10 protein-coding genes are annotated in these 13,848 nt (G+C 57.3%); 8 read left to right on the forward strand and 2 right to left on the reverse strand.

The features are described 5' to 3' along the window. Window positions 1-210: 210 nt before the first annotated feature. The 4 genes from GHO03_RS08530 to GHO03_RS08545 all read left to right on the forward strand — a co-directional run bounded on the left by GHO03_RS08530 (window position 211) and on the right by GHO03_RS08545 (window position 4,536). Window positions 211-1,452 carry a helix-turn-helix transcriptional regulator gene (locus GHO03_RS08530; RefSeq protein ID WP_095023913.1) on the forward strand — a complete coding sequence of 414 codons (1,242 nt, stop codon included), beginning with the start codon at window positions 211-213 and terminating at the stop codon, window positions 1,450-1,452. A gap of 101 nt (window positions 1,453-1,553) precedes the next feature. Then, window positions 1,554-2,591: a Rieske 2Fe-2S domain-containing protein gene (locus GHO03_RS08535; RefSeq protein ID WP_095000229.1), complete on the forward strand. Its 1,038-nt coding sequence runs from the start codon at window positions 1,554-1,556 to the stop codon at window positions 2,589-2,591. A gap of 23 nt (window positions 2,592-2,614) precedes the next feature. Continuing rightward, window positions 2,615-3,805, forward strand: coding sequence for an MFS transporter (locus tag GHO03_RS08540; RefSeq protein ID WP_095000228.1), 1,191 nt, complete (start codon window positions 2,615-2,617; stop codon window positions 3,803-3,805). Between the two features lie 119 nt (window positions 3,806-3,924). Next, window positions 3,925-4,536, forward strand: coding sequence for a dTMP kinase (locus GHO03_RS08545; protein ID WP_095019163.1), 612 nt, complete (start codon window positions 3,925-3,927; stop codon window positions 4,534-4,536). A 21-nt stretch (window positions 4,537-4,557) separates the two neighbouring features. On the opposite strand, the gene GHO03_RS08550 is transcribed toward GHO03_RS08545, so the two are convergent. Both GHO03_RS08550 and GHO03_RS08555 read right to left on the reverse strand, forming a co-directional pair. Further along, window positions 4,558-5,523 (reverse strand): endonuclease, encoded by a 966-nt coding sequence (locus tag GHO03_RS08550; RefSeq protein ID WP_095038801.1) that lies wholly within the window; start codon window positions 5,521-5,523, stop codon window positions 4,558-4,560. A gap of 118 nt (window positions 5,524-5,641) precedes the next feature. Next, on the reverse strand, window positions 5,642-7,465 hold the full coding sequence (locus GHO03_RS08555) for an NAD(P)/FAD-dependent oxidoreductase (protein ID WP_133144619.1): 1,824 nt from the start codon (window positions 7,463-7,465) through the stop codon (window positions 5,642-5,644). Between the two features lie 243 nt (window positions 7,466-7,708). Here GHO03_RS08555 and GHO03_RS08560 point away from each other — a divergent pair, with 243 nt between their 5' ends. The 4 genes from GHO03_RS08560 (at window position 7,709) to GHO03_RS08575 (ending at window position 13,844) form a co-directional block, all read left to right on the forward strand. Beyond that, window positions 7,709-9,604, forward strand: a complete 1,896-nt coding sequence (locus GHO03_RS08560; protein ID WP_153381007.1) for a sigma-54-dependent Fis family transcriptional regulator — start codon at window positions 7,709-7,711, stop codon at window positions 9,602-9,604. 263 nt (window positions 9,605-9,867) lie between these two features. Next, complete coding sequence (locus GHO03_RS08565; protein WP_153399624.1) at window positions 9,868-11,238, forward strand: amidohydrolase family protein; 1,371 nt, start codon at window positions 9,868-9,870, stop codon at window positions 11,236-11,238. A 28-nt stretch (window positions 11,239-11,266) separates the two neighbouring features. Then, entirely contained in the window at window positions 11,267-11,896 is a 630-nt protein-coding gene (locus GHO03_RS08570) for a glutathione S-transferase family protein (RefSeq protein ID WP_095000222.1), read from the forward strand. Between the two features lie 484 nt (window positions 11,897-12,380). Then, window positions 12,381-13,844, forward strand: coding sequence for an MFS transporter (locus GHO03_RS08575; protein WP_095032299.1), 1,464 nt, complete (start codon window positions 12,381-12,383; stop codon window positions 13,842-13,844). Window positions 13,845-13,848 lie beyond the last annotated feature (4 nt).

Consider the following 13,848-nt stretch of genomic DNA (forward strand, 5'->3'; position numbering starts at 1 on the left):
GCTCCAGAAAGAAATCGGGAGCACAGCATCGGACATCAGGTTTCGGCTTGGAATGTGGGCTTCATGGAGCGCTTACGGTCGGCCTGCGGGGCAGGTCTTCTGCACGATGCCCCGCATACCGTTTACAGCGACTGTCGGTAAACCTCAGTCAGGCACGACATAACAATAACAACGGGCAGGGCCCAGGCGGTGTCCCGTGAGGAGAGGGCGATGGATAATAGCGGCTTGAGTGTTCAGACCCTGGCAGACATGGGCTTGAACCTGACCGAGTATGACAGCCTTATCGGCGAGTTTTACGACGGCTCGCTGGAGCCCAGGCTGATGGCCAAGACCCTGCGCCATGTGCGCAATCTGTACCAGGCCAACTATGTCATCCTGATCTTGCGCGTCCCCGAGCAACCTGACCTGGGCCTGATGATCGTAGTGGGTGACATTGAGCGCGAAGGCGAGGTGAGTTACTGGGCCTACCCACAAGCGCTCACGCCATTCAACAACCCGCCAATGGACCGGGTGTTCACTGTCGACGACCTGATGAGTGAGGAACAGTGGACCCGCTCGGCTTACTTCAAGACCTATGGCACCGTGCACGACACCTACCACATCATGGCTGCCGATATTTCCACGCCTGATGGCGGCAAGCTGCGCTTTCGCATTACCCGGCCAAAATCCGCGCCCAACTTCAGTGCCAGTGAACGCAGCCTGTGTGGCATGTTCATACCGCATTTGCGCCGTGCCATGCATGTGCACAACCTGATCGACCGCAGCGAGTCGATGACCGAGCTGTACTCGCAGGCGATCAGTCGCCTGTCGGTGGCCACCATTGTGCTGGATCAACAGGGCAAGGTCCTGAGCCTGAACCCGATGGCCAGCGAACTGCTGGAGCAGGCAGACGGCCTCAAACTGGTTGGCGGACACCTTGAGGCGACTTACCCCAGCGACAATCGCGAACTGCAGCGCCTGGTCCGCAACGCCTTTACCCGTGACACCGGCAATGTGCAGGAAGGCACGCAGGCTGAAGCCATGTCAGTCTCCAGGCCCTCGGGGCAGATCAACCTGGGGGTGGTGGTCGAGGCCATTGCGACCCAGGACTGGGCCGAGGGCAAAGGCACCCCAGGGGTGGTGGTATACATCCGCGACGCTGCAGGACGGTCCATGGCCAGCGAAACCCTGACCAAGCAGCTGTTCAACCTGACCCGGGCTGAAACCGCCCTGGCGATGGAACTGGCCAATGGCCTGTCCCTGGAAGAAGCCGCCGAGGCGTTGAATGTGCGTCGTAATACTGCAAGGGCACACCTGCGCTCGATTTTCTCGAAGACCGGTGTGCGCCGCCAGACCGAACTGGTGCGCATCATCCTCAACAGTGTGGTTGCCCTGGGCAAGCCAGGGCTGGCGTTATTGCCCGGCGCCAAGGCCAGCAGAAAAAAAACCGGATTGACGCAAAACAGTGCCTGAAAGCAGGCATTGTTAGTCCATGCGGAGGATGAGGACGGCAGCGGGTTCGGTGAAAATCCAGCGGGCATAGGATCGGGGATTTTCACACGAGGACAATAACAATGACCAAACTCGCTGCAATCAATGTTGACAGTATTCTGGCACCTCGCTTTGGCCGGGGCTGGCATTGCCTGGGTGATGCGGCCGACTACCGTGATGGCCAGCTCCATACACTGAATATTTTCGGCACACGCTTGCTGGCGTTTGCCACGGCCAGTGGCGAGATCAGCGTGATCGATGCCCATTGCCCGCACATGGGCGCCGATCTGTCACAAGGCACCCTGGAAAACGACCGGGTTGTGTGCCCCTTTCACCATTGGCAATACGACGCCAGTGGCAAGTGCGTCGAGATTCCATATTGCAAGCGCATCCCGCCCAAGGCCAAAACCCGCCGCTGGTTGACCTGTGAAGAAAACAACCTGCTGTTCGTGTGGAACAACCCTGAGGGCAAGGCCCCGGCAGACAATGTGGTGATCCCGCATTTGCCGGAGCAGGACAGCGATGAATGGCTGCATGACTGGCACATGGACAAACTGGTCATTGAGACCAATCCCCGGGAACTGGTCGACAACCTCGCGGACGCCCAGCACTTCGGCCCGGTGCATGGCACGCCGACCAAGTACTTCGCGAATATTTTCGAAGGCCATATTGCCCAGCAGATTTTCCACGGCGACTCGGACCGGCTGGGCGGGGACCTGGTTGCCGAGTCTGCCTATTACGGCCCGGCGACGCATTTTACCCGCATGCGCGCAGTGTTCGAGGGCATGGAAATTCACTCGATCCTGCTCAACTGCCACGTCCCGATCGACGCCAACAGTTTCGAGCTGCGTTTTGGTTGCATGGTGAAAAAGATCCCGGGCTGGAGCGAAGAGCAGAGCAGGGCGCTGGCCCAGGATTATGTGCTGCGTAATCGCGATGCTTTCTATCAGGACGTGGTGATCTGGCAGCACAAGATCCGGGTCGACAAACCGGTGCTGGCTGAAGGTGATGGTCCGGTCTATCAACTGCGCGACTGGTACGCCCAGTTCTTTATGGACGAAGACAGCGTGCCGGCATCGACTGCCGGGCGCAGTGAAATCATCACCGTCGACCATCGCTGATCAACTCCGGGCAGGAACGCGCAATGAACATGAGTGGCCGCAAGACAATGGCGATCATGCTGGCCGCCAGCTTCGCCTCGACCATTGGCGGCTTGCCGTTCAATACCTTGCCGATCCTGCTTGGCTCGATGGTTGACAGCCTGGGCTTCAGTGTCGAACGGGTCGGCCTGCTGGGTGCCGTTTGTTTTGCCGGCTACCTGCTGGGCACCCTGATGGCCGTCGTGCTGATCGACCGTTTGAACTGGCGCTGGCTGACGCTGGGCTGCGCCACTGGCGCGGCTGCAGCGTACTGGATGACGTCATGGCTGCCCGCCACGGCGCAGTTGCCGTTGTGGGCGCTGATTGGCTTTTTTGCCGCACTCATGACCTGCCTGGGCATGCGTATCATGGGCGAAATGGCCAACAAAGAGCGCGCCCTGGGCTTGCGCCTGGGCATTGAATTGGGGTTGGTGGCAGCCGTGTTATTCGCGCTGCCTTCGCTGGTCATCGCGTATTTCCACTACACCGGTGCCGTAGTAATGCTCGCAGCGATCATCCTGCTGCTGAGCCTCAGTGCCCTGGCATTGCCCAGGCGCGAGGACTTTATCGGAAGAGACACACCACCGCGGGATGGTTCGGTGTTGTCACGTTTTCAATTACCGCCAGCGGCTTATGCCGCGCTGGGGTTTTTCTTCCTGTTCGGCGCCGGGCAAATCGGCCTGTGGGCTTTCCTGGAGCGACTGGGCCATGGCCTGGCACTGCAACCGGGCGAACTGGGTATCGTTTTTGCCGTATTGAAACTGCTGGGAGGGGCCGCAGCACTAACTCTGGCCGCGGTCGGTGACCGCCTGGGCGTACGCGTGCCGCATCTCATCGTCATGCTGGTGCTGGGCACCGGGCTGTTGTTGCTGGGCAATGCCGAAGGCTTTGTGATGTATGCCGCGGGCGCATGGATCTGGGAAGTAGGTTTCACCTGGGGCTGCGTTTATCAGACAGCAGCAATTGCACGGCTGGACCGTAGTGGCCGCTCGATCATGCTGATCCCCGGCGCGTTTGCCTTGAGCTCCATGGCCGGGCCGGCACTGGCCGGGCAACTGGTGGGTCAGGGTTACACGATGCTGTTGTGGATAGCCGCTGCCTGTGCCGTGATTCCGGTACTGGCGTTCACCTGTTTGCTGGCCCGACGCTTGGATGGGGAGGGTGTTGCGGTCGAGCGGGTGGTGGTGGCGGTGTGAAACGCGATGATTGCTGGTTGGCGGCTTTGGCTGCAGCGGCTGTAAGCCTGTAATTTTCAGGCCCGTTGGTACCTATTCAGGTTAGAGTGCTCATCAATGAATCAATTGTTAAGTGAAGAATGAACCGTGCGCTGTTTGTTTCTCTGGATGGGCCCAAGGGCGCTGGAAAAACCACACTGCTGGAGGCCGTCACCAAAGCTCTGAGGGCAGACAACAAAAAGGTGATCCGGCTTTGCGAGAAAAAAAGCGATCCCTATCGAGGTGAAACAATGGCCCTCGTCAACAAACTCGTCAGAAATCCCGGCCGGGAATTAGAGTTGCGGGTTTGTGAACGCCTTGCTGACAGCCGTACCTGGATATCCCGGCACGTATTGGCTAAGCAGCCACCCGACAGCATCATCCTGATTGATCGCTGGTACCCCTCTGATGCCGCATTTCGCCGGATAATCCCGTTTGCAGAGATTCTGCAGTTGAACATTGATCGAAACGTGCAAGTCCCGGACCTGCATGTCGGGGTTGTCACCGACCCTGATATTTCATGGGCGAGGGCAGCGGCCCGCTCGCGAGGGCTGAACAGTACGGTGATCCATAAGCTGGAAGAACATGTTGCCTGTACCCAGGCGTTCGAGCGGGCGATTGCAGATCACGGCTGGGTTTTATGCCGTAATGAAGGAACCATCGAAGACGCAACGATGCAGGTGATTTCGCAGATCCATAGAGTGCTTCGATAGCCCGGTATTCACCGAAAGCAACTATTTGCAGTTGCCTGCCTTTCGATATCCTGCTGCCTGAGCCTCAGATTCGGAGTCAAAGGTTACTTGGTTTTTCGCTGACACCTGGCCATAACCAGGGCACCCCATCGAGAGGTGGTAAAGCTGGCTTTTGCGGTTACCAATGATCGAACTCACGCCACTCGCGCTCGCCAGGATCGGCTGTGCGGGTACACGAGTGGGTTGAGCAGGAATGGCACCGACTACCCCCTCACCGACGGTCTTGTACCCTTGCGTCCAGCGACGATCACCGGTTACGAAAGGATTGGAGTGCCCCATGATTGCTGCAATGCGGCGATCTCGCTCTTTCTCCCAGGGCGAAACCGGATATTGCTTGTCCCAGGCCATCAGTAGCTGTTGCTGCTGACGAGACATGTTCAGTTTATATCTGTCGAACATGTAAAAAGTTGTCCTCGCGACCAGGCCTTTGACCTCGTCACGCGGCTCCGCAGCACGTTGATTGAAATCAACCCGCGTCTTGCATTGCCCATATTGCGGCGCTACCCCGGTGGCCATGCCGTAGTTGAAATTACTACGGTCGCCGTTCACCTCGCCAACAGAGGGGTAGAGGTTGAACAGATCGGCTTCCATCGCCCGGAATACGGGATCATCATCCACACAATGTTCTCGACCACCGTTCTTCCAGCATTGACGTTGGTTACCGAATGTCCAGGCAGGAACAATGTGTTCCCATTCAGTGCGTTGCGCGCGACTCTGTTGTTTCCTGGTTTGAAGGCCGCAAGACTCCGCATCAATACGGCCCCCCGACTTGCCTACCCATGTCCATTTGCAGCCGCAATACAGCTCGCCCATGGCACTGTTCGCTTGGTCGAGGTAGATCTTCTGCTTTGCGATGACCTTTGCTTCGGAAAATGTCGATGGAGGGCTTGAAAAGGCGGGGGTAATTACCGAGAGGGTCAGCGCTACTACAGAAAACAGTTTTTTCATTGGACAGCTTAAGCGATTGATAGGAAACACATTGTACTCGAACGCCTGCAGCTTTTAGCCCGGAATGTATCCGGAATATTGTGCAAAGGCGCCCAACCACAGCTGGGCGCCATTTGAATCAGCCCGTGTGGTGACTCTTTGCAAGGCCGTAGACGGAGGTATTGATCCCTTCGAAGCGCGCTTTTAGCTGCAGCGCCAGATACAGCGAATAATGCCGCGACTGATGCAGGTTGCCACCGTGGAACCAGAGGTTTTCCTGCTGTGTCGGCTTCCACATGTTGCGCAGTTCGCCCTCGTAAGGGCCAGGATCATTCGTGGTGCCAGAACCCAGGCCCCAGCAGCGCCCGACTTTGTCAGCTACTTCCTGGGAAATCAGCTTTGCCGCCCAACCATTCATTGAGCCATAGCCTGTGGCGTAGACGATCAGATCTGCCGGTAGGCGGCTGCCATCGTTGAGTACGACGGCATCGGCTTCGATACATTCGACACCAAGGCCAGGTGCGCTCTTGAGCTTGATCGTGCCGTTAGCGATCAGTTCGCTGGCGCCGACATCGATGTAGTAACCCGAACCACGGCGTACATACTTCATGAAAAGGCCAGACTCATCGTCACCGAAATCGAGCATGAAACCAGCCTTGGCCAGGCGCTCGTAGAAGTCCTTGTCACGCTCCTTGATCGCCGCAAAGATGGGTTGATGAAAGCCTGGCATCACCTTGTACGGGATCGAGGCGAACAGCATGTCGGCCTTGTCCGTGGTCAAACCCGTCTCCAGGGCGTCTTCCGAGTAGAGCCCGCCGAAGACCAGCTCCATCAGACTGTCGGAACGCACGATGTGGGTACTGGAGCGCTGCACCATGGTCACCTCGGCGCCGTTCTCCACCAGGTCGGCGCAGATGTCGTGAGCCGAATTGTTCGCACCGATGACCACCGCGCGCTTGCCGCTCCAGGCGTCGCCACCGAGATGGCGGCTGGAATGATACTGCTGGCCATTGAAAACCTCGGCTCCCGGATAACGTGGCACATTGGGTACGCCAGACATGCCGGTGGCGAGAATCAACTGGGTCGGTTGTAGCGTCACAGGTTCGCCATCACGCTGTACTTCAACCTTCCAGGTGCCACTTTGCTCGTCAAAGCTGGCGCTCACGCATTCCGTACGCGGCCAGTAATTGAGCTCCATGACTTTGCTGTACATTTCCAGCCAGTCGCCAATCTGGTCTTTTGGGGTGAAAACCGGCCAATGATCGGGGAAGGGCAGGTAAGGCATATGGTCGTACCAGACAGGGTCGTGCAGACACAGCGACTTGTAACGTCCACGCCACTGATCGCCGGGTCGGTCAGCCTTGTCGATGATCAGGGTAGGCACGCCCATTCGCTTGAGCCGCGCAGCGAGCCCCAGCCCCCCCTGACCGCCGCCCACGATCAGGCAATAGGGTTGAGTGGTGATCCCCAGCGATGCTTCTTCATCGCGGCGGCGCTCCAGCCAGTTGCGCTTGTCAGCGTGGGCGTGACCATGACTGGCACCCATCGGACGACGGCGACCACTGGGTTCTTCAAAACCTTTGAGCTCGCGCATGGCCGTCAGCAGCGTCCAGCACAAACCATCCTTCAGCCGCACATAGCCTTTACCCCGCGCCGCTTGTGTTTCCAGGCTGATCCAGCCTTCGAGCACACCGTTATTCAGCGCCGCTTCACCTTCCACTTTCCACCGCTCGGGGCGAGTCTGGTCGAGGCGTGTTTCAAGCAGGTCGCGAATGGCAGGTTTGCCTTCCAGGGTCACCAGGTTCCAACTGAAAAGCAGCAGGTCGCGCCAGTGACACTCGCTGGCAAACAATGCCAGCGTGCCGTCCAGATCACGCTGGGCGAGACGTTCGTTGAGGCTCTCGACCCAAGCGGCAAGCTGAGCCGTAGGCGTGTGCAGGGGGGTTTCGACAGCGATGTTCATGGGGCTTCTCCCGATCTTGTTGTTTTAGTAACAACTTACCCAGAGCAAGGCCCGGGCCATCTCTATCAAAACCCCGTTGCAGAGCCGTTGCGGCATTACGGCTCAGATCTTGATCCGGATCTCTGTCACGTTTCTGGAAATGCTGATGACAGAGTGTCACCCGGTGCAAAAAGCGCTCGTTGCAATCTTTTCATATAAGCTGCCAACAGACCCGTGTCCTGACCGTAACGGAGAACAAGAATAATGAAGCCGGCCTTGATCAACGCCCATGCACAACAAGTGCTACAAGCCGTGCAGGGCACTGTCGCCAGCCACAGCCCTGGTGCTGACCTGGCCATTACACGCTCCTGGCGCCGCTGCCTGGACCAGTATCAGCTCGACCCTGCCAGTCGCCGCGCACCTAACGTGGTTGAGCATCCACGCTTGCAGGATCACCGCGCGCCACTGGAGCACATCATCGCCGTGGCGCATTGGCAGATGAGCAACTTGCACCAACAACTCGGGCGTGACGGCCATGTGGTACTACTCACCGATGCACGGGGGGTGGCCATCGACAGCGTGTTCAACGAATCCGAGCGAGCAGAGGTTCAGCGTTCCGGGTTGTGGCTCGGCTCGGTATGGAGTGAAGATTGTGAGGGCACCAACGGTGTCGGTACCTGCCTGGTCGAGCGACAGCACGTCACCATCCGCCGTGATGAGCATTTCCGTGGCAAGCACGTCGGACTTACCTGCTCGGCGAGCCCGATATTCGATGCGAGTGGAGAGCTGCTAGCCGTACTCAACCTTTCATCCGTGAGGGATGACCACAGCCTTCAGCAACACTTCCAGGCCATGGCATTGACCAGCTTGTCAGCCAGGCTGATCGAGAGCTCGTTTTTCCTGGGGCATGACCCGCATCGCTACTTGCTGCGCTTGCACCCTGAGGCTGGTTTCGTCGGGCTGCTGGGTGAAGGTCTGCTCAGTTTCGACGAGAGTGCCCGTATCTGTTCAATCAATCATGCTGCGCTGGATCTGCTGGGCCTCAGCCGTGACCAGGTGGTTGGGCAGCCTCTGACAATGCTGCTGGAAACACCTGTGGATCAGATAATGAGTCAGGCCAGCGCTCAGACGAGTGTCTGTTGGCCAATGCGGCTGGTGGACGGGCGCCTGATCTACGGACAGTTGCGGGAACCCGTGCACCGATCGCCTTTGCTAACGCCGCCAGCGCCCATCATCAACGACGTGCATGTATGCCTGGAAGACCCGCGTCTGCAACGCGGCTTTGCCCGCGCATTACGGGTTTTGGAGCGAGACGTTCCCGTATTTTTACAGGGCGAAACCGGTACCGGCAAAGAAGCTTTTGCGGCAGCGCTGCATCGTGCCAGCTCCAGAGCGGGCCAGCCGTTTGTGGCGATCAATTGCGCGGCCATTCCGGAAACGCTGATCGAAAGCGAGCTGTTCGGCTATCGTGGTGGCAGCTTCACCGGCGCACGCAAGGACGGGATGGTCGGTAAACTTGAGCAGGCCCATGGCGGCATTCTATTTCTCGATGAAATCGCCGATATGCCCCTGGCGCTTCAGACCCGACTGCTGCGAGTGCTGGAGGAGCGTCAGGTGATGCCGCTAGGTGGCGCGACAGCACGTCCCCTCGACGTACGCCTTATCAGTGCCAGTCACCAGGATCTGAACGCCGGTGTGGTCGGGGGGCGCTTTCGCGAAGATCTGTTTTATCGCATTGCCGGGTTCACCGTGCAGCTCCCACCGTTGCGTGAACGATCAGACAAGGGCAGTGTGCTCGACCTTCTGCTGCTCGAAGAGACAAAAGGTACAAGAATCCGGCTGGAGGCCGGCGTCAGAGAGCGCTTGCTGAAGCAACCCTGGCCGGGCAATGTCCGGCAGCTGCGTACGTGCCTGCGCACGCTAGTAGCGTTGTCATTGGAGGGGCGTGTCACTCTGGACGATTTGGCGGAGTTGCTGCCGGCAGTAGCAGTGCCAGTCGCGTTGGCCGAAGATCCGCTTGGCGTATCCGAACGGCAGACGCTACTGGCATTGATCGAGGCAGAACATTGGTATATCGCCCATGTTGCAGCCCGCCTGGGGATTAGCCGAAATACGCTCTATCGCAAATTGCGACACCACGGTATTGCACGGCCTGGTTGAAAGGAAAGCGACAGTGCCGCGCTTCCTGTCTCTGTGTACCTGCACCGGGGATACAAACGATAAATGTTCTCGAGCTTTCCACTCGATCAGCGTTTTTAATTCGATCTATAGTCTCTGTTCCTGAAAATGCTTACGGAACGTTCGATATGAGGCTTAAATCTGCCAGGTCCAATACGCGTTTTACACCCAGTCATCATGTTGAACGTGAAGTACATTACCTGTGCACCTGTAGCTCGCCGGATATACAGGACTTTCACGCGAGAATGATGCTTGATCTGTCTCGACGTGATGTCTATAGCGGTATCAAACCCAAAGGTGCACAACTTTCTGCAGTGCGCGCATCGACTGCCTCAGGACAAGGTACAAACGCTGAATCCAGCGCGAGCACGCTGTTGCTCAAGAATCTTCGCTTATTCAACGGTAGCGCTGTGCTTGACGATAACGTCTGCATCCTGATCAAGGATGGCGTGATCGACTCACTGCTACCCGCCAATACAGAGGTTGAAGGCGCCGTGGTTATCGATTGCGGGCGAAGAGTGGTGATGCCGGGATTGATTGATGCCCACTGGCACACTACGTTAGCGGGCATCACACAACTTGACGCGATGAGCGCAGACCCGGGCTATATCCATTTAGTCGCCGCCCGCGAAGCAGAAAGCACCTTGATGCGCGGCTTTACGACGGTTCGCGATCCTGGAGGACCTTCGTTCGCATTGAAGCGTGCCATTGATGAGGGTGTTATTGCAGGGCCTCGTATTTATCCTTCCGGCGCAATGATTTCACAGACCTCTGGCCACGGTGATTTCAGGATGCGATCAGAGATTCCCCGCAGCTCACTCAGACCACTGAGCGTGACTGAGCAACTGGGTGCTGCAGCCATAGCTGATGGCGATGCCGAAGTGCTCAGACGGGCCAGAGAACAGCTTATGCTTGGGGCATCACAGCTAAAATTGACGGCCGGTGGCGGCGTTGCGTCTACGTATGACCATCTCGATAGCACCCAGTTTCTGGAGTCAGAATTAAGAATGGCGGTTGAAGCCGCTGCCGATTGGGGCACCTATGTGATGGTGCATGCGTACACGCCCAGAAGTATCCAGCGTGCCATTCGCGCCGGTGTGAAATCGATCGAGCATGGCCAACTGGCGGATGAAGAAACCGCGCGCATGATGGCAGACAACGATATCTGGTGGAGTCTTCAGCCTTTTTTGCAAGATGAAGATGCTAATGTTTATCCTGATCCTGTACGGCGTGAGCGCCAGCGCGTGGTGGCTGAGGGCACCGCGAGAGCCTATGAGTTTGCTCAGCGCTTCAATATAAAAACGGCCTGGGGGACTGATGTTTTATTTAATCCGCAAAAGACATCCACTCAGGGAAGACAGCTTGCAAAGTTGACCCGGTTTTACGCTGCACACGACGTCGTGAACATGGCAACAAAGATGAATGGGGAACTGTTGGGGCTGTCGGGAGCCCGCAATCCATATCCCGGTAAAATTGGCCAGATAGAAGCAGGTGCATTGGCTGATCTGTTGGTTGTCGAGGGAGATCCCACGGTGAGCCTGGGGTTTCTGGAGGCCCCGGATGCAACTATCAGCATGATTATGAAAGGCGGGAAAATATATAAGAAGAACTTCTAATCATCCATCATAAACAGAGAGAGTCTTCATGATCACACTTCACCACCTCAACGCGTCCCGATCACTGCGTATTCTTTGGCTGCTTGAAGAAATGGGAGAGCCTTACACCCTGATTCGCTATCAGCGTGATCCTGCCACTCATCTCGCCCCGGCCTCACTGAAAGACATTCACCCGCTAGGCAAGTCACCGGTGATTGAGCTGGACGGACAGGTGCTGGTTGAATCCGGCGCCATCGTCGAATACTTGATTCGCCGCTTTGCGCCCCGGCTGGAGCCCGCGTTCAGCTCACCAGACTATCTTCAGTACCTGCAATGGATTCATTTTGCAGAAAGCTCGGCGATGGTGCCGGTGCTACTCAAGCTGTTCACCCAGTTTGAAATCAATGCAGGGACTCAGCTCAAGTTCCTGGACGGCTATACCCGGACTGAGTTCGATAAAGTACTGGGGTTTCTGGACAGTACGCTTGCGAACAGAACCTTCATTGTGGGGGACACATTGTCAGGGGCTGACTTCATGCTGGCTTTTGTTGCCATCACGGTGGTCGAGCAGATGAAGTGCGGGGCGCAGTACCCACATCTGCAGGCTTACCTGCAACGTCTGGCAGCACTGGACAGCTGGAAGCGAGCATTGAAGCTTGAGCATGAACTCGACGAATAGTTGAGAGGCGGCTGGTCATAGGGGGGGCTTGCTCGTGATGATCTTCAGAGCTGCGCATTTACCCAGTAACTACGCATCATCTTTAACGACCATCGCGAGCAAGCCCGCTCCCACAGAGGCTGGAGCAGATTGTATCCGGGCCCCACTGGAAGTATCCGAACGGCAGACGCTGCTGAGGGGGACCGAACCGATAGAGGTCGAGCAGGGCGCTGCCTGGGCGCCGATAGTGTCTTTTCATCAGGCCAGATTACAGTTTCCAGGGCAGGGCTGAATCGTCCTGGTTCAAACCCTGGACTTCACAAAGCTTCACATTTGCACGGCGGGAAAGCCGGGGGATATGGGTTAGCATCGCGGCGCAGCCTTGGGGCGCAAGCGTGGTAACAACAACGGCTTAAAACGGCTCACAACCGTTTGAAGACCGGGATCCCGGTAAAAAGGTCTCTTTATTGTGTCTAATGGCAACTCAAACCGTTGGTTAGTCCTCATGTCGGTCATTCTGGCTTTTATGCCGATTGTCCTGGATTACACCATTCTTCATGTCGCGGTTCCGTCACTGACCCTTGCGTTGCAAGCAACGGGCACCGAGATTCTGTGGATCATCGACATCTACCCGTTGTTGATGGCCAGCCTGCTGATTCCCATGGGCACGCTTGCGGACAGGGTCGGCCATCGCCGAATGCTGCTGGCCGGGCTGGGTATCTTCTGCGCAGGTTCGGTATTGGCCGCCTTTTCTCCCAATGTCGGATCGTTGATCGGGGCACGGGCGTTCATGGCCTTCGGCGGCGCCATGGTCATGCCCAGCGTCCTCGCGATTATTCGACAAACCTTTGAAGATCAGAGCGATCAAGCAGTAGCGCTGGGTATCTGGGGCGCTGTTGCCTCCACCGGAGCCGCCATCGGGCCCTTGGTCGGTGGTGCATTGCTTGAGCATTTCTGGTGGGGGTCGGTGTTCCTGATCAATGTGCCCGTGATGCTGCTGGTCATACCCTTGGTGATCGCCTACATCCCGCGACGAAGTGTGGTCGGCGATGGAAACTGGACCATCGGACAGTCCTTGATTCTGATCCTGGGTGTCATGGCAAGTGTTTACGCCCTCAAATCGGGCTTCAAAACCAACAACTCTGTTTTCGTAACCGGTGCCTGTTTTGTCTTCGGAGCACTGATGCTTGTCTGGTTTGTACGCAAGCAGCTTCACACCACGACCCCGATGCTGGATCTGAGCCTTTTTTCCATTCCGGCGGTCAGCACCGGTATCGTCATGGCCCTGGTAACCATGGGTGCGCTTGCCGGGTTCGAATTGCTGCTGGCTCAAGAACTGCAGTTCGTCATGGGGCGTACCCCCCTGGAGGCCGGTATTTTCATGATGCCGCTGATGATTGCGGCTGCAATCGGTGGGCCTCTTGCCGGGGTCATCCTGAAGGCGATTGGCCTGCGGTGGGTTGCGAGTTGCTCGTTGCTGGTGTCAGCGGCAAGTCTGGTCGGGTTGGCCCAGATACACCTGGGCAGCGGCGGGGTAGCCGTTATTGTGATGCTGGTGGCACTGGGGCTTTCCCTGAGCATTGGTTTGACCGCCTCGTCAGTGGCGATCATGAACAGTATTCCAATGGAGAAAGCGGGCTCTGCCGGAGCCCTTGAGGCCACGAGTTACGACCTTGGCACCGGATTGGGCATAACCGTTTTCGGTATTCTTCTCGTATCCACCTATGAAAAATCCATACAGCTGCCTGACGGCATTCCATCTGCCATGGCCGAGACAGCCGTCCGGTCTATTGGTGAAACGATGATTGCGGCCAAAACACTTGGAGGCATTCAAGGCCAGCAGCTTGCTGCAGCCGGGCAAAAAGCTTTTAGTGCCTCCCACAGCATGGTTTTACTGACGGCGGCTGCACTGGTCGGCGCATTGAGTCTGTTGGTCTGGTTTGTGTTGAAGCACCACAAAAGCAAATAGGGTC

Origin of the sequence: Pseudomonas sp. FSL R10-1339 (genome assembly GCF_009600545.1) — a bacterium.
GTDB lineage: Bacteria > Pseudomonadota > Gammaproteobacteria > Pseudomonadales > Pseudomonadaceae > Aquipseudomonas > Aquipseudomonas bubulae.

Excerpts from the sequence above, each read along its gene's own strand:
- GHO03_RS08530 (WP_095023913.1), top strand. The coding sequence starts at position 211 with ATGGATAATAGCGGCTTGAGTGTTCAGACCCTGGCAGACATGGGCTTG.
- GHO03_RS08535 (WP_095000229.1), top strand. The coding sequence starts at position 1,554 with ATGACCAAACTCGCTGCAATCAATGTTGACAGTATTCTGGCACCTCGC.
- GHO03_RS08540 (WP_095000228.1), top strand. The coding sequence starts at position 2,615 with ATGAACATGAGTGGCCGCAAGACAATGGCGATCATGCTGGCCGCCAGC.
- GHO03_RS08545 (WP_095019163.1), top strand. The coding sequence starts at position 3,925 with ATGAACCGTGCGCTGTTTGTTTCTCTGGATGGGCCCAAGGGCGCTGGA.
- GHO03_RS08550 (WP_095038801.1), bottom strand. The coding sequence starts at position 5,523 with ATGAAAAAACTGTTTTCTGTAGTAGCGCTGACCCTCTCGGTAATTACC.
- GHO03_RS08555 (WP_133144619.1), bottom strand. The coding sequence starts at position 7,465 with ATGAACATCGCTGTCGAAACCCCCCTGCACACGCCTACGGCTCAGCTT.
- GHO03_RS08560 (WP_153381007.1), top strand. The coding sequence starts at position 7,709 with ATGAAGCCGGCCTTGATCAACGCCCATGCACAACAAGTGCTACAAGCC.
- GHO03_RS08565 (WP_153399624.1), top strand. The coding sequence starts at position 9,868 with ATGATGCTTGATCTGTCTCGACGTGATGTCTATAGCGGTATCAAACCC.
- GHO03_RS08570 (WP_095000222.1), top strand. The coding sequence starts at position 11,267 with ATGATCACACTTCACCACCTCAACGCGTCCCGATCACTGCGTATTCTT.
- GHO03_RS08575 (WP_095032299.1), top strand. The coding sequence starts at position 12,381 with ATGTCGGTCATTCTGGCTTTTATGCCGATTGTCCTGGATTACACCATT.